The 18,562-nt window shown below is 72.9% G+C and carries 17 protein-coding genes; 15 read left to right on the forward strand and 2 right to left on the reverse strand.

Going from position 1 to position 18,562, the window contains the following annotated elements; genetic code table 11:
- Positions 1-92: 92 nt before the first annotated feature.
- Complete coding sequence (locus ADJ73_RS11160) at positions 93-1,667, reverse strand: FMN-binding glutamate synthase family protein (protein WP_050348320.1); 1,575 nt, start codon at positions 1,665-1,667, stop codon at positions 93-95.
- A 140-nt stretch (positions 1,668-1,807) separates the two neighbouring features.
- Between ADJ73_RS11160 and efp the strand changes: the two genes are divergently transcribed.
- Both efp and nusB read left to right on the forward strand, forming a co-directional pair.
- On the forward strand, positions 1,808-2,368 hold the full coding sequence (gene efp / locus ADJ73_RS11165) for an elongation factor P (RefSeq protein WP_050348321.1): 561 nt from the start codon (positions 1,808-1,810) through the stop codon (positions 2,366-2,368).
- A gap of 1 nt (position 2,369) precedes the next feature.
- Positions 2,370-2,795: a transcription antitermination factor NusB gene (gene nusB, locus ADJ73_RS11170; RefSeq protein ID WP_050348322.1), complete on the forward strand. Its 426-nt coding sequence runs from the start codon at positions 2,370-2,372 to the stop codon at positions 2,793-2,795.
- A gap of 89 nt (positions 2,796-2,884) precedes the next feature.
- Here the strand turns inward: nusB and bldD are convergent, their stop codons facing one another.
- Positions 2,885-3,379: a transcriptional regulator BldD gene (bldD, locus tag ADJ73_RS11175; protein WP_050348323.1), complete on the reverse strand. Its 495-nt coding sequence runs from the start codon at positions 3,377-3,379 to the stop codon at positions 2,885-2,887.
- A 324-nt stretch (positions 3,380-3,703) separates the two neighbouring features.
- On the opposite strand from bldD, the gene pyrR reads away from it, so the two are divergent.
- The 13 genes from pyrR to ADJ73_RS11235 all read left to right on the forward strand — a co-directional run bounded on the left by pyrR (position 3,704) and on the right by ADJ73_RS11235 (position 18,495).
- The gene (pyrR, locus tag ADJ73_RS11180; RefSeq protein WP_050348324.1) at positions 3,704-4,297 is read left to right on the forward strand and encodes a bifunctional pyr operon transcriptional regulator/uracil phosphoribosyltransferase PyrR; all 594 of its coding nucleotides are present in this window, start codon (positions 3,704-3,706) and stop codon (positions 4,295-4,297) included.
- Positions 4,294-5,229, forward strand: a complete 936-nt coding sequence (locus tag ADJ73_RS11185) for an aspartate carbamoyltransferase catalytic subunit (protein WP_050348325.1) — start codon at positions 4,294-4,296, stop codon at positions 5,227-5,229. Before pyrR ends, ADJ73_RS11185 begins: the two co-directional genes overlap by 4 nt.
- On the forward strand, positions 5,229-6,524 hold the full coding sequence (locus tag ADJ73_RS11190; protein ID WP_050348326.1) for a dihydroorotase: 1,296 nt from the start codon (positions 5,229-5,231) through the stop codon (positions 6,522-6,524). Before ADJ73_RS11185 ends, ADJ73_RS11190 begins: the two co-directional genes overlap by 1 nt.
- 128 nt (positions 6,525-6,652) lie before the next feature.
- On the forward strand, positions 6,653-7,843 hold the full coding sequence (gene carA, locus ADJ73_RS11195) for a glutamine-hydrolyzing carbamoyl-phosphate synthase small subunit (protein WP_050348327.1): 1,191 nt from the start codon (positions 6,653-6,655) through the stop codon (positions 7,841-7,843).
- Positions 7,843-11,154: a carbamoyl-phosphate synthase large subunit gene (gene carB / locus ADJ73_RS11200; RefSeq protein ID WP_050348328.1), complete on the forward strand. Its 3,312-nt coding sequence runs from the start codon at positions 7,843-7,845 to the stop codon at positions 11,152-11,154. Before carA ends, carB begins: the two co-directional genes overlap by 1 nt.
- Positions 11,155-11,165: 11 nt before the next feature.
- Entirely contained in the window at positions 11,166-11,288 is a 123-nt protein-coding gene (locus ADJ73_RS17715) for a hypothetical protein (protein WP_301280695.1), read from the forward strand.
- Entirely contained in the window at positions 11,285-12,172 is an 888-nt protein-coding gene (pyrF, locus tag ADJ73_RS11205) for an orotidine-5'-phosphate decarboxylase (protein ID WP_050348329.1), read from the forward strand. The genes ADJ73_RS17715 and pyrF overlap by 4 nt, the downstream gene beginning before the upstream one ends.
- 220 nt (positions 12,173-12,392) lie before the next feature.
- Positions 12,393-12,707 carry an integration host factor, actinobacterial type gene (mihF, locus tag ADJ73_RS11210; RefSeq protein WP_050348330.1) on the forward strand — a complete coding sequence of 105 codons (315 nt, stop codon included), beginning with the start codon at positions 12,393-12,395 and terminating at the stop codon, positions 12,705-12,707.
- 2 nt (positions 12,708-12,709) lie between these two features.
- On the forward strand, positions 12,710-13,303 hold the full coding sequence (gmk, locus tag ADJ73_RS11215; RefSeq protein WP_050348331.1) for a guanylate kinase: 594 nt from the start codon (positions 12,710-12,712) through the stop codon (positions 13,301-13,303).
- 2 nt (positions 13,304-13,305) lie between these two features.
- Positions 13,306-13,569: a DNA-directed RNA polymerase subunit omega gene (gene rpoZ / locus ADJ73_RS11220; protein ID WP_050348332.1), complete on the forward strand. Its 264-nt coding sequence runs from the start codon at positions 13,306-13,308 to the stop codon at positions 13,567-13,569.
- A gap of 8 nt (positions 13,570-13,577) precedes the next feature.
- Positions 13,578-14,864 carry a bifunctional phosphopantothenoylcysteine decarboxylase/phosphopantothenate--cysteine ligase CoaBC gene (gene coaBC / locus ADJ73_RS11225; RefSeq protein WP_050348333.1) on the forward strand — a complete coding sequence of 429 codons (1,287 nt, stop codon included), beginning with the start codon at positions 13,578-13,580 and terminating at the stop codon, positions 14,862-14,864.
- A 39-nt stretch (positions 14,865-14,903) separates the two neighbouring features.
- Positions 14,904-16,103 carry a methionine adenosyltransferase gene (metK, locus tag ADJ73_RS11230; protein WP_050348334.1) on the forward strand — a complete coding sequence of 400 codons (1,200 nt, stop codon included), beginning with the start codon at positions 14,904-14,906 and terminating at the stop codon, positions 16,101-16,103.
- 91 nt (positions 16,104-16,194) lie between these two features.
- On the forward strand, positions 16,195-18,495 hold the full coding sequence (locus tag ADJ73_RS11235; RefSeq protein WP_082176940.1) for a primosomal protein N': 2,301 nt from the start codon (positions 16,195-16,197) through the stop codon (positions 18,493-18,495).
- Positions 18,496-18,562: the final 67 nt, after the last annotated feature.

Here is an 18,562-nt window from a genome sequence, read left to right on the forward strand (position 1 = left end):
GAATGGTGACTCTGACCATAATCACGGGTTATGTATGCCGTGAAAACGGTGCCCACCGTGTGGACACGATGGGCACCGGGCCAGATGCGACGTCAGGGCAGGTCGGCGGTGCCGCGCTCCTGGTGCGTGCCGCCCACGGCGTTGGCGCCGTCCATGATGGCGGCGATCTCCTCGCTCAGCTGCGGACCCAGCTCACCCCAGCCGGGCTCGTAGCCGTAGGCCTGCCGCAGGCCGTCGCCCGGGCCGTTGCCGTCGAGGAGCTCGATGTCGTCGACGGTGACCAGGCCGGGGTGGTGCACGCCCACCGACTGGGCCACCTTGAGCAGGTCCCGGCGCAGCGTGGCCAGGTAGCGGGCCACACGCTCCGCCTTGTCCGGCACGTCGATGCCGCGCTCCAGCCAGGGGCTCTGGGTCGCCACCCCGACCGGGCACTGACCGGTGTGGCACCGCTGGGTCTGGATGCAGCCCACCGACAGCATCGCCTCGCGGGCGACGTTGACGAGGTCCGCGCCGAGGGCGAAGGCGACCAGGGCGTTGTCCGGCAGCCCCAGCCGACCCGACCCGATGAAGGTCACCTCGTCCGTGATCCCCACCCGGGCGAACTCGGCGTAGACCCGCGAAAAACCGGTGCGGAAGGGCAGGGACACCGAGTCCGAGAAGACCAGGGGAGCGGCGCCCGTGCCGCCCTCCCCGCCGTCCACGGTCACGAAGTCCACGCCGCGTCGACCATCGGCCATGGCCTCGGCCAGCTCGCGCCAGAACCCCTGGTGGCCCACCGCCGACTTGATGCCGACCGGCAGCCCCGTCTCCGAGGCGAGCAGCTCGACGAAGTCCAGCATCGAGTCGACATCGCGGAAGGCCGAGTGCCGGGACGGCGAGATGCAGTCCTCGCCCTCCGGGATGCCACGGATCGCCGCGATCTCCGGCGTGACCTTCGCGGCGGGCAGCACCCCGCCGAGCCCGGGCTTGGCGCCCTGGCTGAGCTTGATCTCCAGCATCCGCACCGGCGCCGACTGCACCGTCTCGCGCAACCGGTCCAGAGAGAAGTCACCGCGGTCGTCCCGGCACCCGAAGTAGCCCGTCCCGATCTGCCAGACCAGGTCCGCGCCCTGACGGTGGTGCTCGGACAGGCCACCCTCACCCGTGTTGTGCATCGCGCCGGCCTGCGCGCACCCCCGGTTGATGGCCCGCACGGCCGCCCCCGACAAGGAGCCGAAGCTCATCGCCGACACGTTGACGACCGAGCCCGGGCGGAACGCCTTGGCCCGCCCGCGCGGACCACCGAGCACCTTGGCGCCGGGCAGCGCGATGCCCTCCCCGCCGTCGTGGTGGGTCGCCGGCGCCACGTCCGCGAAGGTGCGGTGCTTGATGACCGGGTAGTTCTCGGCCCGGTCCAGATCGTTGTCCGTGCCGAAGCCGAAGTAGGAGTTCTCGCCCTTGGCCGACGAGTAGATGTAGCGCCGCTGGTCCCGGCTGAACGGCCGCTCCTCGTCGTTGGCGGCCACGATGTACTGCCGCATCTCGGGGCCGATCGTCTCCACGAGATAGCGGGCGTGGCCGAGCACGGGGAAGGTGCGCAGCAGCGAGTGCTTCTTCTGCGTCAGGTCGTGGGCGGCCACCCCGGCCACCGCGGCAAGCCCTCCGAGGGCGGCAGTCGTGAGCTTCATGCCACGAGTGTGCCCCCGTCCGGCCCCGGCGGCAGGTGATGGCGTGAATCGGTGGGGCGGCATACGGTCTAGACTGGGTCGGAAACCCCGACCGACCTGAGGCGCTGCAGCGCGCCCCGACGACAGAGATGGACGGCCCTGTGGCAACGACCAACGACCTCAAGAACGGCATGGTGCTCAACCTGGAGGGCCAGCTCTGGTCCGTGGTGGAGTTCCAGCACGTCAAGCCCGGCAAGGGCCCGGCCTTCGTGCGGACCAAGCTCAAGTCGGTGACCACCGGCAAGACCGTGGACAAGACCTTCAACGCCGGCACCAAGGTCGAGACCTCCAACGTCGACAAGCGCACGATGCAGTACCTCTACAAGGACGGCACCGACTTCGTCTTCATGGACGGCAAGACCTACGACCAGCTCCACGTGAGCGAGGACGTCGTGGGCAGCGCGGCCGACTACATGCTGGAGAACCAGGAGGCGATCGTCGCCACCCACGAGGGTGCTCCGCTGTATGTCGAGCTCCCGGCCTCCGTGATCCTGGAGATCACCTACACCGAGCCGGGCCTGCAGGGGGACCGCAGCACCGGTGGCACCAAGCCCGCGACGCTGGAGACCGGCGCGCAGATCGCCGTGCCGCTCTTCCTCGAGACCGGCACCAAGGTCAAGGTCGACACCCGCGACGGCTCCTACCTCGGTCGCGTCAACTGACGTGTCGGCACGAGGCAAGGCGCGCAAGCGCGCCCTGGACATCCTCTTCGAGGCCGAGTCGCGGGGCCTGAACGTCGGCGACCTGCTGGCGCAGCGGCTGGCCGAGCCCCGGCGCGCCGGTCAGGACGACCACCCGGTGCCGGAGTACACCTCGGTGCTGCTGCACGGCTTGCTGGCGCACTGGCCGCAGATCGACGAGGCGCTGACCACCTACGCGCAGGGCTGGACCCTGGACCGGATGCCCGCGGTGGACCGCGCCATCCTGCGGATCGGGGCGTTCGAGCTGCTCTACGGCGACGACGTCCCCGAGGGCGTCGCGATCGCGGAGGCCGTGTCGCTGGCCCGGGAGCTGTCGACGGATGAGTCGCCCGGCTTCGTCAACGGCCTGCTCGGCCGGCTGCAGGAGGTCAAGCCGACCCTCGTCTGAGCGGCCCCCCTCTCAACGATCGTAGACCCTTCTGGTCGCTCAGCGACCAGAAGGGTCTACGATCGTGTGGGGGTGGGGGTGGGGGTGGGTCAGGCCTCGGGGATGCCGCGGCGGGCCGCCGGGTCCAGGACGCCCCAGCCGACGAGCTCGTCGGCCAGCTGGCCGGGGGAGGTGTCGTAGATGACGGCGAGGGTGCGCAGGTCCTCCTGGCGGATGGACAGCACCTTGCCGTTGTAGTCGCCGCGCTGGGACTGGATCGTCGCGGCGTAGCGGGCGAGGGGCCCGGCGCGCTCGGCGGAGACCTGGGACAGCGCCTCGAGGTCGATGATGAGCTTGGCGGGGGCCTCGGTGGCGGGGGCGACCTCGGAGTCAGGCATCAGCGCCGACACCGGCACGCCGTAGAAGTCGGCGAGCTCCGAGAGGCGCTGCACGGTCACCGCGCGGTCGCCACGCTCGTAGGAACCCACCACAACGGCCTTCCACCGGCCCTGGGAGCGCTCCTCGACCGCGTGCAGGGACAGCCCCTGCTGGGTGCGGATGGAACGCAGCCGGGCGCCGAGGGCCTTGGCGTAGTCGCTGGCCATGGATCTTGACTCCGATCACGTAACTGTCTGTAACACCTGAGATGGTTACGCACTGTGACGGTCGCGGCAAGCCCAACCGGGAAACGCGCCGAGCGTTTCATCCATATGGGTAGTCGTTTGACCGAATGTGACGGCTGCTGATCAGGCGTAGTCGAGCCAGCGCGCACCGTGGTCCCAGCAGCATGGTCCAGCAGTGTGGCCCCGGGCGGGGTGCCGCGGGCGGGTAGGCCAGGGTGGTCCGGAGCACCACCCGCGGCAGGCTAGGATCGACCCGATCGGCATCCTTTAACGACGTCCAGCGAGGCGAGAAGGAGGTCAGACGTGATGACGCCTGCCCCAGACCATCCCCAGTCATCCACCGACACCGACGACCGGAGCAGCGACGCCCGGGTCGTCATGAGCGACCACGAGATCGCTCGGGCCCTGCGCCGCATGGCCCACGAGGTGATCGAGCGCAACAAGGGAGCACAGGGCCTCGTCGTCCTCGGCATCCCCACGCGCGGAGTCCCGCTCGCCCACCGGCTCGCCACCGCCATCGGCGAGGTCGAGGGCGTCGACGTCCCCGTGGGGGCGATCGACATCACGATGTACCGGGACGACCTGCGCCGCCAGCCGATCCGGCACGCCGAGCGTCTCGACATCCCCGCCGGCGGCATCGACGACAAGGTCGTCGTGCTCGTCGACGACGTGCTCTACTCCGGCCGCACCGTCCGCGCCGCGCTCGACGCGCTGACGGACCTAGGCCGCCCCCTGGCGGTGCGCCTCGCGGTCCTGGTCGACCGCGGCCACCGCGACCTGCCCATCCGCGCCGACCACGTCGGCAAGAACCTCCCGACCTCCTCCGCCGAGCGGGTCTCGGTCAAGCTCGCCGAGCGCGACGGCACCGACGAGGTCGTCATCTCCGGAGGCCATCGGTGAACAAGCACCTCCTGTCCATCAACGACCTGTCCCGCCAGGACATCACCCAGATCCTCGACACCGCCGTGCAGATGCACGAGGTGCAGCACCGGGACATCAAGAAGCTCCCGACCCTGCGCGGGCGCACCATCGTCAACTTCTTCTTCGAGGACTCCACCCGCACCCGCGGCTCCTTCGAGCTCGCCGAGAAGTGGCTGTCCGCCGATTCGCTCAACATGGCGGGCAAGGGGTCGTCGTTGTCCAAGGGCGAGTCCCTCAAGGACACCGTGATGAACCTCCAGGCGATGGGCGTCGACGGGTTCGTCATCCGCCACATGGCCTCCGGCGCCCAGCAGCTCATCGCCCAGTGGGTCACCGGCGTGGTCATCAACGCCGGCGACGGCACCCACGAGCACCCGACCCAGGCCCTGCTCGACGCCTACACGATGCGGCGCGAGCTGGGCGACCTCGACGGGCGCCACGTCGTCATCTGCGGCGACCTGCGCCACAGCCGCGTCTTCCGCTCCAACGTGCTGTGCCTGCACAAGCTCGGCGCCACGGTCACCGTGGTCGCACCGCCCACGCTGATGCCGGACGGCCTCGCGACCTGGGCCGAGCGGGACGGCTTCACGTGGTCCTACGACTTCGACGCCGAGATCCCCAAGGCCGACGTCGTGATGATGCTGCGCGTGCAGAAGGAGCGCATGTCGGGCGGCTTCTTCCCGACGCCGCGGGAGTACATCGCGGGATACGGCCTGACGCCCCGGCGCCTGGAGCTGATGCGCGACGACGCCCTCATCGCCCACCCCGGCCCCATGAACCGCGGCCTGGAGATCTCCTCCGACGCGGCCGACGGCGCCCGGTCGATCATCCTCGACCAGGTCTCCGGCGGCGTGGCCGTCCGCATGTCCGTGCTCTACCACCTGCTCGCCGGCGAAGGAGACAACGCCTGATGCCCACCACCTTGATCACCGGCGCGAGCCTGCTCGGCGAGCGCGCCGCGGACATCCTCGTCGTGGACGGCGTGATCCGCGAGATCGGTTCGCTGGACGCGGGATCCGTCAAGGACGCCGAGGTCGTCGAGGCCGACGGCCTGGTCGCGCTGCCGGCGCTGGTCGACCTGCACACCCACCTGCGCGAGCCGGGCCGGGAGGACGCCGAGACCATCCACACCGGCTCGGCCGCGGCGGCGGTCGGCGGCTACTCCGCCGTCTTCGCGATGGCCAACACCCAGCCGGTCACCGACACCCCTGAGAAGGCCGAGGAGGTCTGGCGCCGGGGCCGCGAGGTCGGTCTGGTGGACGTCGTCCCGGTCGGCGCGGTCACCAAGGGCCTCGCGGGGGAGGAGCTGTCCGAGATGGGCCTCATGGCCCGCTCCCAGGCCAAGGTCCGGGTCTTCTCCGACGACGGCCGCTGCGTGCACGACAGCCGCCTGATGCGGCGCGCCCTGGAGTACTCCACGGCCTTCGACGGAGTCATCTCCCAGCACAGCCAGGACCCCCGCCTCGCCGACGCCACGGCCTGCTGCCACGAGGGCGAGCTGTCCGGCCGGCTCGGGCTGCCGGGCTGGCCCGACGCGGCCGAGGAGGCGATCGTCGCGCGGGACGTGATGCTCGCCAAGGCGACCCGTGGCCGGGTCCACGTGGCGCACGTGTCGACCCCCGGGTCGCTGGAGGTCATCCGCTGGGCCAAGGCGCGGGGCGTCGCGGTCACGGCGGAGGTCACGCCGCACCACCTCGCCCTCACCACGGACCTGCTGGCCGACTACGACACGGTCTACAAGGTCAACCCGCCGCTGCGCCCGAGCGAGTACGCCGAGGAGCTGCGCGCGGCCCTGGTCGACGGCACGATCGACATCGTGGCCACCGACCACGCCCCGCACGTGTCCCACGACAAGGACCACGCCTTCGCGGACGCGGCCTTCGGGATGCTCGGGCTGGAGACGGCGCTCGCCGTCGTCAGCGACCTCATGGTCACGACGGGCCGGATGACCTGGGCCGACGTCGCGCGGGTCATGTCCACGACCCCGGCGCAGATCGCGCGGCTCAAGGGGCACGGCCGGCCGCTGGCCGTCGGCGAGCCCGGCAACCTCGTGCTGGTCGACCCGAGCCGGTCTCTGACCGTGGACCGCGCTGCGAGCGCCTCGCTCTCGCGCAACAATCCGTGGCACGGGCGCACCCTCACCGGCGCGGTCCGGGCGACGCTGCTGCGCGGGCGCGTCACCGCGCGCGACGGCGCCCTGGCCTGAGCCACCCGCCGGCCGGGCGACCCGCCCGGCCGGCGCACCCAGCACCACGGGCGTGCGGCCCCGGCCCCGGTGGGCGGGGGCCGGCGCGCCCGGCATACGCACGACCACCTCGACGAGCGGAGCATCTCGTGAGCCCGACAGCCAAGATCACCGAGCGTCGTCCGGCGCTCCTCGTCCTGGAGGACGGCCGGACCTTCACCGGCCGGTCCTTCGGCGCGGTGGGTCGCACCGTCGGCGAGGCGGTCTTCTCCACCGGCATGACCGGCTACCAGGAGACCCTGACCGACCCGTCCTACCACCGCCAGGTCGTCGTCATGACGGCGCCGCACGTCGGCAACACCGGCGTCAACGGCGAGGACGACGAGTCGGGGCGCATCTGGGTGGCCGGCTACGTCGTCCGGGACCCCGCGATCCGGCCGTCCAGCTGGCGCGCCACCGGGACCCTGGAGGACGAGCTGGTGCGCCAGGGCGTCGTCGGCATCTGCGAGCTGGACACCCGGGCCCTGACCCGGCACCTGCGCGAGCGCGGGTCGATGAAGGTCGGCATCTTCTCCGGCGACGAGGCCGTCACCCCCGTGGACCGGCTCGTCGAGCAGGTCGGCGCGCAGCCGGCGATGGCCGGGTCGGCGCTCGCCGGCGAGGTCAGCACCACGGAGGCCTACGTCGTGCGCCCGCAGGGCGAGCCGATCGGCCGGGTCGCGGCGCTGGACCTCGGGATCAAGGGGATGACCCCGCAGCGGATGGCCGAGCGCGGCCTCGAGGTGCACGTGCTGCCGGCGGCCTCGACCTTCGCCGACCTGCAGCGGGTGGGCGCCGACGCGGTCTTCCTGTCCAACGGGCCGGGCGACCCCGCCACCGCGGACCACGAGGTGGCGGTGCTGCGGGAGGTGCTCGCCGCGCGGATCCCGTTCTTCGGCATCTGCTTCGGCAACCAGATCCTCGGCCGGGCGCTCGGCCTCGGCACCTACAAGCTGAAGTACGGCCACCGCGGCGTCAACCAGCCGGTGATGGACCTCGCGACGCGCAGGGTCGAGGTGACCGCCCACAACCACGGCTTCGCCGTCGACGCGCCGATCGGGGAGGACTTCGACACCGACTTCGGGCGCGCGCGGGTCAGCCACGTCGGCCTCAACGACCAGGTCGTGGAGGGGCTGCAGTGCCTCGACGTGCCGGCCTTCTCGGTGCAGTACCACCCCGAGGCCGCGGCCGGGCCGCACGACGCCGACTACCTCTTCGACCGTTTCGTGGACCTCATCACCACCGCCCGCTCCGACAAGTCCGACAAGTCCGACAAGTCCGACAAGAAGGTCGACGCCTGATGCCCCGCAACCCCGAGATCACCAGCGTCCTGGTCATCGGCTCCGGGCCGATCGTCATCGGCCAGGCCTGCGAGTTCGACTACTCCGGCACCCAGGCCTGCCGGGTGCTGCGCGAGGAGGGGATCCGGGTCGTCCTGGTCAACTCCAACCCGGCGACCATCATGACCGACCCCGAGTTCGCCGACGCGACGTATGTCGAGCCCATCACCCCCGAGGTCGTCGAGGCGATCATCGCCAAGGAGCGGCCGGACGCCGTGCTCGCCACGCTCGGCGGCCAGACCGCGCTCAACTGCGCGATGGCGCTGCACGAGGCGGGCGTCCTGGAGAAGTACGGCTGCCCGCTGATCGGCGCCAACGTCGAGGCGATCCAGCTGGGCGAGGACCGGGAGCGCTTCAAGGGTGTCGTCGAGCGCTGCGGGGCCGAGTCCGCCCGCTCGATCATCTGCCACACCATGGACGAGTGTCTCGCCGCGGCAGGTGATCTCGGCTACCCCCTGGTGGTGCGCCCGTCCTTCACCATGGGTGGCCTCGGGTCCGGTTTCGCGTACGACGAGGCGGACCTGCGCCGCATCGCCGGGGCGGGGCTCTTCGCGTCGCCGACGACCGAGGTGCTGCTGGAGGAGTCCATCCTCGGGTGGAAGGAGTACGAGCTCGAGGTGATGCGCGACCACGCCGACAACGTCGTGGTCGTCTGCTCCATCGAGAACTTCGACCCCATGGGTGTCCACACCGGCGACTCGATCACCGTGGCCCCGGCGCTGACCCTAACGGACCGGGAGTACCAGCGGCTGCGCGACATCGGCATCGCCGTGATCCGCGAGGTCGGCGTCGACACCGGCGGCTGCAACATCCAGTTCGCCGTCAACCCCGACGACGGCCGGATCATCGTCATCGAGATGAACCCCCGGGTGTCGCGCTCGTCGGCGCTGGCGTCCAAGGCGACCGGCTTCCCGATCGCCAAGATCGCCGCGAAGATGGCCGTCGGCTACACCCTCGACGAGGTCCCCAACGACATCACCCGCGAGACGCCCGCGTCCTTCGAGCCGACCCTGGACTACGTGGTCGTCAAGGTGCCGCGGTTCGCCTTCGAGAAGTTTCCCTCCGCGGACGCGACCCTCACCACCACCATGAAGTCGGTGGGGGAGGCCATGGCGATCGGGCGCAACTTCACCGAGGCGCTGCAGAAGGCGCTCCGCTCGCTGGAGAAGAAGGACTCGACCTTCCACTGGCGCGGCGAGCGGCCCGGGCGCGACCAGGGCGTCCAGTGGCTGCAGCAGGCGACCCGCCCCACCGACGGCCGGATCCTGCTGGTGCAGCAGGCCCTGCGCGCCGGGATGACGGTGGAGGAGGTGCACGACGCGACCGGCATCGACCCGTGGTTCCTGGACCAGATCGAGCTGCTCAACGAGGTCGCCCGCTCGATCAAGGGCTCCGCGACGCTGACCCCCGAGCAGCTGCGGCTGGCCAAGCGCCACGGCTTCTCCGACGGCCAGATCAGCCAGCTGACCGGCATGTCCGAGCCGGTGGTGCGCGGGGTGCGCCAGGCCCTCGGCGTCCGGCCGGTCTACAAGACCGTCGACACCTGCGCCGCCGAGTTCGCCGCGCAGACGCCCTACCACTACTCCTCCTACGACGAGGAGACCGAGGTGCAGCCGCGCCGGCGGCCGGCCGTGATCATCCTCGGCAGCGGCCCCAACCGGATCGGCCAGGGCGTGGAGTTCGACTACTCCTGCGTGCACGCGAGCTTCGCGCTGCGCGACCAGGGCTACGACACCGTCATGGTCAACTGCAACCCCGAGACGGTCTCCACCGACTACGACACCAGCAGCCGGCTCTACTTCGAGCCGCTGACGCTGGAGGACGTGCTCGAGGTCTACCACGCCGAGCAGGCCGCCGGGCCGGTCGCCGGGGTCATCGTGCAGCTCGGCGGGCAGACTCCGCTGGGGCTCGCGCAGGCGCTCAAGGACGAGGGGCTGCCCATCGTGGGCACGTCCCCGGAGGCGATCCACCTCGCCGAGGACCGCGGCGCCTTCGGCCGCGTCATGCACGAGGCCCAGCTGCCCGCACCGAAGTTCGGCACCGCCTACTCCGCCCAGGAGGCCCTCGAGGTCGCCCGGGAGATCGGCTACCCCGTCCTGGTGCGGCCCTCCTACGTCCTCGGCGGCCGCGGCATGCAGATCGTCTACGACGACCAGACCCTCACCGACTACGTCACCCGGGCGGCCAAGGCGTCGCCGGACCACCCGATCCTGGTCGACCGGTTCCTCGACGACGCGATCGAGATCGACGTCGACGTCCTCTTCGACGGGCGGGAGATGTATGTCGGCGCGATCATGGAGCACATCGAGGAGGCCGGCATCCACTCCGGCGACTCGTCCTGCGTGCTGCCGCCGGTGACGCTCGGGCGCGCGGAGATCGACCGGGTCCGGGAGTCCACCCGGCGGCTGGCCGAGGGCATCGGCGTCCGGGGCTTGATGAACGTCCAGTTCGCGCTCGCCCAGGACATTCTCTACGTCCTGGAGGCCAACCCGCGGGCCTCGCGCACCGTCCCCTTCGTCGCCAAGGCCACCGGGGTGCAGATCGCCAAGGCCGCGGCGCGCATCATGCTGGGCGCCTCCATCGCCGAGCTGCGCCGCGAGGGCCTGCTCCCGCGCGAGGGGGACGGCGCGACGCTGCCGATCGAGGCGGGGACCGCGGTCAAGGAGGCCGTGCTGCCGTTCAAGCGGTTCGTCACGCAGGACGGGGAGTTCGTCGACCGGATCCTCGGGCCGGAGATGCGTTCGACCGGAGAGGTCATGGGCCTCGCCGACGACTTCGGCACCGCCTTCGCCAAGAGCCAGCTCGGCGCCTTCGGCGGCCTCCCGGCGCAGGGGACGGTCTTCATCTCCGTCGCCAACCGCCACAAGCGCGCCATGATCTTCCCGTGCAAGCGGCTGGCCGACCTGGGCTTCCGGATCCTCGCCACCGACGGCACCGCGGACGTGCTGCGCCGCAACGGGGTCCGGGCCGAGGCCGTGCGCAAGCACTCCGAGGGTCGCGGCCCGGCGGGGGAGCCGACGATCGTCGACCTCATCCTCGACGGCCAGGTCGACATGGTGGTCAACACCCCGACGAGCCAGGAGGCCCGCGCCGACGGCTACACCATCCGCACCGCGACGACGAGCATGGACAAGCCCATCATCACCACCGTCCAGCAGCTTGCGGCCGCGGTGCAGGGGATCGAGTCGCTGCGCGACCAGCCCGTCTCGGTCATGTCGCTGCAGGAGCACGCGCAGCGCCTCGCCGAGCACGGCGCGCACGCCGCACAGTGATCCGTCCGCACGTGACCGGCCCGCAGCCGGCGGGCGAACGGCATACGACCGGGCGGCACATGTCCGGGCGGCACACGGCCGAGCGGCATACGGCCGGCGCCGCGACCCCGGACCGAGCCGAGGAGGACTCGTGACCCAGCCGACCTTCGGCGCGCGCCTGCGCGCCGCCATGGACACCCACGGGCCGCTGTGCGTGGGCATCGACCCGCACCAGCAGCTCGTCGAGTCGTGGGGGCTGCCCTACACCCTCGCGGGCGTGGAGCGCTTCGCCCTGACCTGCGTCGAGGCCTTCGGGGGGCAGGTGGCCTGCGTGAAGCCGCAGTCCGCCTTCTTCGAGGTCTTCGGGTCGCGGGGGGTCGCCCTCCTCGAACGCGTCCAGGCCGGGCTGCGCGAGGCCGGCACGCTGACGATCCTCGACGTCAAGCGGGGGGACATCGGGTCGACGATGACGGCGTACGCCGAGGCCTTCCTCGGCAAGGACAACCCCGACGCCGTCGACGCGATCACGCTGTCCCCCTACCTCGGCTACGGCTCGCTGCGCCCGGCGATCGACCTGGCGCAGGGGACTGGGCGGGGCGTCTTCGTGCTCGGGCTGACCTCCAACCCCGAGGGGGCGGCCGTGCAGCACGCCCGCGTGGGTGGGTCCGCCGGGGGCCGCAGCGTCGCCGGCGAGATCGTCGCCGGGGCGACGGCCGACAACGCGGTGGCACGCGCAGCCGGAGAGCTGGGGTCGGTGGGGCTCGTGGTGGGTGCCACCATCGGCAGCGCCGTGCGCGACCTCGGGCTCGACCTGCCGGCCATGGGAGGGCCGCTGCTCGCCCCCGGCGTGGGGGCCCAGGGAGGCACCGCCGACACCCTGCGCCAGGTCTTCGGCGCGGCCCTGCCACAGGTGCTGCCGTCCAGCTCGCGGGAGGTGCTGGGCGCCGGTCCGGACGTGGCGGCCCTGTGCGAGGCCGCCCGCCGGACGGGGGAGCAGCTGCGGCAGCTCGTGGCGGATGCGGACCCGTCCGGGGCCTGACACGGGCGCGGCGACGGGCGACCGGCGGGGCCGGGGCGCGCCGAACAGCCGCACCCTTTGCCCGGTTTCGTCACGGTGGGAACCACGCCGCCGCTAGGCTCGTCCCACGCCGGACGCCGACCGGGCCGCCGTTGCGGCTCCGCCGTCACCGCCAGTACGTTGTCACCACGTCAGACCCGACCGGATGCCCAGCACCCACCTCACCACCTAGGAGACTCCCGTGGCCTTGCCGACCCTGACCCCCGAGCAGCGAGCAGAGGCCCTGGAGAAGGCCGCGGTCGCCCGCCGGGAGCGTGCCGCCGTCAAGAACCAGCTGAAGTACGGCCAGGGGTCGCTGCGCTCGGTCCTGGCCGAGGGGAAGACCAACGACGTCATCGGCAAGATGAAGGTCTACGTCCTGCTCGAGTCGCTGCCCGGCGTCGGGCAGGTCCGCGCCCGCCAGATCATGGAAGAGGTCGGGATCTCCCGCACCCGCCGCGTGCGCGGCCTCGGCGCCAACCAGATCGCCGCGCTCCTCGCGCGCTTCGAGAACTGAGCGTGCCGGTCGACGTCCCCGTCCCGGCCCCCCGGCTGGTCGTGCTGGCCGGGCCCACCGCCGTCGGCAAGGGCACGGTCGCGGCCTACGTGCGCGAGCACCACCCCGAGGTGTGGCTGTCCGTGTCCTGCACCACCCGCCCGGCCCGCCCCGGCGAGCGCGACGGCGTGCACTACCACTTCCTGGACCGCGCGGACTTCGAGGCGCAGCGCGACGCCGGGCAGCTCCTCGAGTGGGCGGTCGTGCACGGCACCAACTACTACGGCACGCCCCGCGGGCCCGTGCACGAGGTCCTGGCCTCCGGGCGGCCCGCGCTGCTCGAGATCGACCTGCAGGGCGCCCGCCAGGTGCGCGAGAGCATGCCCGACGCGTTGTTCGTCTTCCTGGCCCCGCCGAGCTGGGACGAGCTGGTGCGGCGGCTGGTCGGCCGCGGCACCGAGGACGAGGCCGAGCGGGCTCGTCGGCTCACCACCGCGCGGGCCGAGCTGGCCGCGCAGGAGGAGTTCGACGTGACCATCGTCAACGACGACGTTCGCCGGGCGGCCGAGGAACTCGTATCATTGATGAGATCCGACCACCAACCGAAGCGAGACTGACTGTGCCTGGCACCGTTGCTGCCCCCATCGGGATCACCAACCCGCCGATCGACGACCTCCTCGAGGTCGCAGACTCCAAGTACGCCCTGGTCATCTACTCGGCCAAGCGTGCCCGGCAGATCAACGCCTACTACTCCCAGCTCTCCGAGGGCCTGCTGGAGTATGTCGGCCCCCTGGTGGAGACCCAGGTGCACGAGAAGCCGCTGTCGATCGCGCTGCGCGAGATCAACGACGGTCTGCTGACCTCCGAGCCCACCGAGGGCTGACCCGCGCCATGGCCGACCAGCCGGCCATCGCCCGCCCCCGTCGCGTCGTCCTCGGCGTCGGCGGGGGCATCGCTGCGTACAAGGCCGCCTCGCTGCTGCGACGCTTCACCGAGGCCGGCGACGACGTCACCGTGGTCCCCACCGAGGCGGCGCTGCGGTTCGTCGGGGCGCCCACATGGTCGGCGTTGTCCGGCAAGGCGGTGACCCACGAGGTCTTCGACGGCGTCGAGCAGGTCCGGCACGTCGCCCTCGGCCAGCAGGCCGACCTCGTCGTCGTCGCCCCCTGCACCGCCAACCTGCTGGCCAAGGCCGCGCACGGCCTGGCCGACGACCTGCTCACCAACGTGCTGCTGACCGCGCGCTGCCCCGTCGTCCTGGCGCCCGCCATGCACACGGAGATGTGGCAGCACCCCGCCACCGTCGCCAACGTCGCGACGCTGCGCGCCCGCGGGGTCACCGTGATCGACCCCGCCTCCGGACGGCTCACCGGCGCCGACTCCGGCCCCGGCCGGCTGCCCGAGCCCGAGGACATCCACGCCGCCGCCCTGGCCGCTCTGGCCGACCCCACCAGCCGTCCGGCCGAGGACCTGGACCTCGACGGGCTGGTCGTCGTGGTCACCGCGGGCGGCACCCGCGAGCCCCTCGACCCCGTGCGCTACCTCGGCAACCGGTCCAGCGGCAAGCAGGGGATCGCGATCGCCGAGGCGGCGGCCGCGCGCGGGGCCCGGGTGGTGCTGGTGGCGGGCGCGGTCGACATACCGCTGCCGCAGCACCCGCGGATCGAGACCCGCAGGATCGAGTCCGCGCTGGGGCTGCAGGGCGAGGTCGAGGAGCTGCGCGCCCGCGCGGACGTGGTGGTCATGGCCGCCGCGGTCGCCGACTTCCGGCCGCGGTCAGTGGCCACCGCCAAGATCAAGAAGACCCACGCCGAGGACGGCCGCGATGACGACTCTGCGCCCACCATCGAGCTGGTCCGCAACCCCGACATCCTCGCCGGCCTGGTCCGGGAGCGGGCGCGCGCCGGCGCCGAGCGGCCCTACATCGTGGGTTTCGCCGCCGAGACCGGGGACGCCGAGCACTCGGTGCTCGAGCTCGGGCAGGACAAGCTGCGGCGCAAGGGCTGCGACCTGCTCGTCGTCAACCAGGTGGGCGTCGGCGTCACCTTCGGCCAGGACGACAACACGGTCACCATCCTGCGCCAGGACGGCGCGGCCCCCGTGACCGTCGGGCCGGCCAGCAAGACGCGCGTCTCACATGCCCTCCTGGACGTCATCGCCGCGGAGGTGCGGCGCTAGACTCCGGGCAACCTGCCGTCCAGCGCCAAGGAGCACCACGTGTCGCGTCTGTTCACGTCCGAGTCCGTGACCGAGGGCCACCCCGACAAGATCTGCGACCAGATCTCCGACTCGATCCTCGACGCGATGCTCGCCCAGGACCCCCACTCGCGCGTGGCGGTCGAGACGATGGTCACCACCGGCCTGGTGCACGTGGCCGGCGAGGTCACGACCGAGGGCTACGTCGACATCCCGCGCATCGTGCGCGACACCGTGCTGCGGATCGGCTACGACAGCTCCACCAAGGGCTTCGACGGGCAGTCCTGCGGCGTCGAGGTGTCCATCGGCCAGCAGAGCCCCGACATCGCCCAGGGCGTGGACACGGCCTACGAGTCGCGCACCGGCGGCGTCGACGCGCTGGACAAGCAGGGCGCCGGCGACCAGGGCCTGATGTTCGGCTACGCCTGCGACGACACGGCCGACCTGATGCCGCTGCCGATCCAGCTGGCCCACCGCCTCGCCGAGCGGCTCACCGAGGTGCGCAAGGACGGCACGCTGCCCTACCTGCGCCCCGACGGCAAGACCCAGGTCACGATCGCCTACGACGGCGACCGCGCCGTGCGGCTCGACACGGTCGTGCTCTCCACGCAGCACGCCGGGGACATCTCCCTGGACGGCCTGCTGCAGCCCGACATCGTCCAGCAGGTCTTCGAGCCGGTGCTCGGCGAGCACGCCGCCGGCATCGAGACCGAGGGCTACCGGGTGCTGGTCAACCCCACGGGGCGCTTCGAGATCGGCGGTCCGATGGGTGACGCCGGCCTGACCGGTCGCAAGATCATCGTCGACACCTACGGCGGCATGGCCCGCCACGGCGGCGGCGCCTTCTCGGGCAAGGACCCGTCGAAGGTGGACCGCTCCGCGGCCTACGCCACCCGCTGGGTCGCCAAGAACGTCGTCGCCGCCGGCCTCGCCAAGCGCTGCGAGATCCAGGTCGCCTACGCCATCGGCAAGGCGCAGCCGGTCGGGCTCTACGTCGAGACCTTCGGCACCGAGACCGCCCCCGTCGACGCCATCCAGAAGGCCATCGACGAGACCTTCGACCTGCGCCCCGCCGCGATCATCGACGACCTCGACCTGCTCCGCCCGATCTACGCCGCCACCGCCGCCTACGGTCACTTCGGCCGCAGCGGGGCCGAGGGCCAGTTCCCGTGGGAGGCCACGGACCGCGTGGAGGCGCTGCAGCGGGCCGTCCGCGGCTGACGCGCTGCCGGCCGTTGCCGGGCCTGCGGGCCTCGTGCGGCGGCCTGTGCGCGCCGGAGGGTCTGTCGGTGCCGTGCGATAGGAAAAGGCCATGACGGACGTGGACCACGGCGCCCCTCGGCAGGGGAGCGAGGAGGCCGGCACCGGCGAGCAGCTGTCGCTGATCCGCTCGCGGGTGCGCGGCGAGCGCACCCTGCCCGGTGCCCGGCCGGACGCCACGACGGCCTCGCCGGAGCCGATCGCGCCCCAGGGCACCGTCACGCCTCCGGAGCCGGCCGCGCCCCGCGACCCCGTCGCCGAGGTGCTGGTCGACGTGCCGCTGGCCCACCTCGACCGCGCGTTCGAGTACTCCGTGCCCGTCGAGCTGGGCGAGCAGGCCGTCCCGGGCGCGCGGGTGCGGGTGCGCTTCGCGGGGCAGGACGTCGAGGGCTTCGTGGTCGCGCGCAAGGACGCCGCCGAGCACACCGGCCGGCTCGCGCCGCTGCGGCGGGTGGTCAGCCCCGAGCCGGTCCTCACCCCAGCCGTGCTCGCGACCTGCCGCGAGGTGGCGAGGAGGTATGCCGGCACGCTCTCCGACCTGCTGCGGCTGGCCGTGCCGCCGCGGCACGCCGCCGCCGAGCGGGCCCTCTCCGAGCGCCCCCCGACCGACGAGGGCACCACCCCGCCGCAGCCCCCCGACGCCGGGGCGTGGCGCGACCACCGGGCGGGGGAGGCCTTCCTGCGGCACGTCGCGCAGGGGGGAGCGCCATACGCCTCCTGGCTGGCGACGCCGAGCGGCGGGGACGCCGACGCGGACTGGCCCGCGCTGCTGGCCGTCGCCGCCGCCACGGCCCTGGCCGCAGGGCGCGGGGTGCTGGTCGTGGTGCCCGACCACCGGGACGTCGACCGCGTCGACGCCGCCCTCACCGCCGTGCTGGGCAAGGGGGCTCACGTGCGGCTGACCGCAGCGCAGGGCCCCCAGGCGAGGTACACCGCCTGGCTCAAGCTGCTGCGCGGGCACGTCCGGTGCGTGGTCGGGACCCGGGCCGCGATGTTCGCCCCGGTGCCCGACCTGGGGCTCGTCGCGTGGTGGGACGACGGCGACGACCTGCTCGCCGAGCCCCGCGCGCCCTACCCCCACGTGCGCGAGGTGCTGCTCGCCCGGGCCCGACGCGAGGGCGCGGCGGCGCTGAGCGGGGGATTCACCCGGTCGGTGGCGGTGCAGCGTCTCGTGGAGGAGGGCGTCATGGCCGTCGTCGCCGGCGACCCGGCGACGGTGCGCCGCCGCGCGCCCCGCGTCGTCGTGGCCGGGGAGGGCCATGAGCAGGAGCGCGACGCGGCCGCCGCCAGCGCTCACCTGCCGTCGCTGGCGTGGCGCACCGCCAAGGCCGCCCTGGCGCACGGGCCGGTGCTGGTGCAGGTGCCGCGCCGGGGCTACGCGCCGTCGCTGTCCTGCCAGGACTGCCGCGCCCCGGCCCGCTGCCCCGCCTGCCACGGCCCGCTCGCGCTCGGCGGCCGCGACGCGCCACCGCGGTGCCGCTGGTGCGGCAGCACCGTGGAGCGCTACGCCTGCCCGCAGTGCGAGGGCACCCGCCTGCGGTCCTCGGTCGTCGGGGCGCGGAGGACCGCCGAGGAGCTGGGGCGAGCCTTCCCGGGCGTCCCGGTGGTGGCCTCCGGCAGCGGCGAGGTCGTCGCGGCCGTGCCGGACCGGCCGGCGCTCGTCATCGCGACGCCCGGCGCCGAACCGGTGGCCGAGGGCGGCTATGCCGCGGTGCTGCTGCTCGACGCCTGGGCCAGCCTGGACCGCCCCGACCTCGACGCGTCCGTGGAGGCGCTGCGGCGCTGGCTGGGGGCAGCCGCCCTCGCGCGGTCCGCCTCCGCCGGCGCCACCGCCGTGCTGTGCGGTGCCCCCGTCGACGTGCCGGTGCCACCGGTCGAGGCGCTGGTGCGCTGGGACCCGGGCTGGCTCGCCGCCCGCGAGCTCGCGGAGCGGCGTGAGCTCGCTTTGCCACCCACCGTCGCCCTCGCTCGGCTCGAGGCCGAGCGGCACGCCCTGGCCGACGCCGTCGCCGCCGTGGGGCTCGCCGACACCGTCGAGCGCCTCGGGCCGCTGCCGGTGCCCCCCGCCCCCGCGGGCGGTCGCGCCGCCGGGAGCGGCAGAGCGTCCGGGAGCGGCCGCGCACCTGGGAGTGGCGGCGCACCTGGGACGGGACGAGCCTCCGGGAGCGGTCGCGCACCCGGGGTTAGCCGCGACGCCGAGGAGCGCCCGCGCCAGCGCATCCTTCTGCGCACCGACCACGCCCACGCCCTGGAGCTGGCGGACGCGCTGCGGGCGGTCCGCGCCACCCGCTCGGCGCGCAAGGAGCCCGAGACGGTCCACGTCGTCGTCGACCCGCCCGACGGCCTCGCCTGAGCGGCGCGGGAGACGGCGGAGGGGGCGCGGTGGGCGTTTCGACATACGGCTCCGGCGGGGGAGCGGG

The sequence above is a fragment of the Arsenicicoccus sp. oral taxon 190 genome (genome assembly GCF_001189535.1).
Taxonomy (GTDB): domain Bacteria; phylum Actinomycetota; class Actinomycetes; order Actinomycetales; family Dermatophilaceae; genus Arsenicicoccus.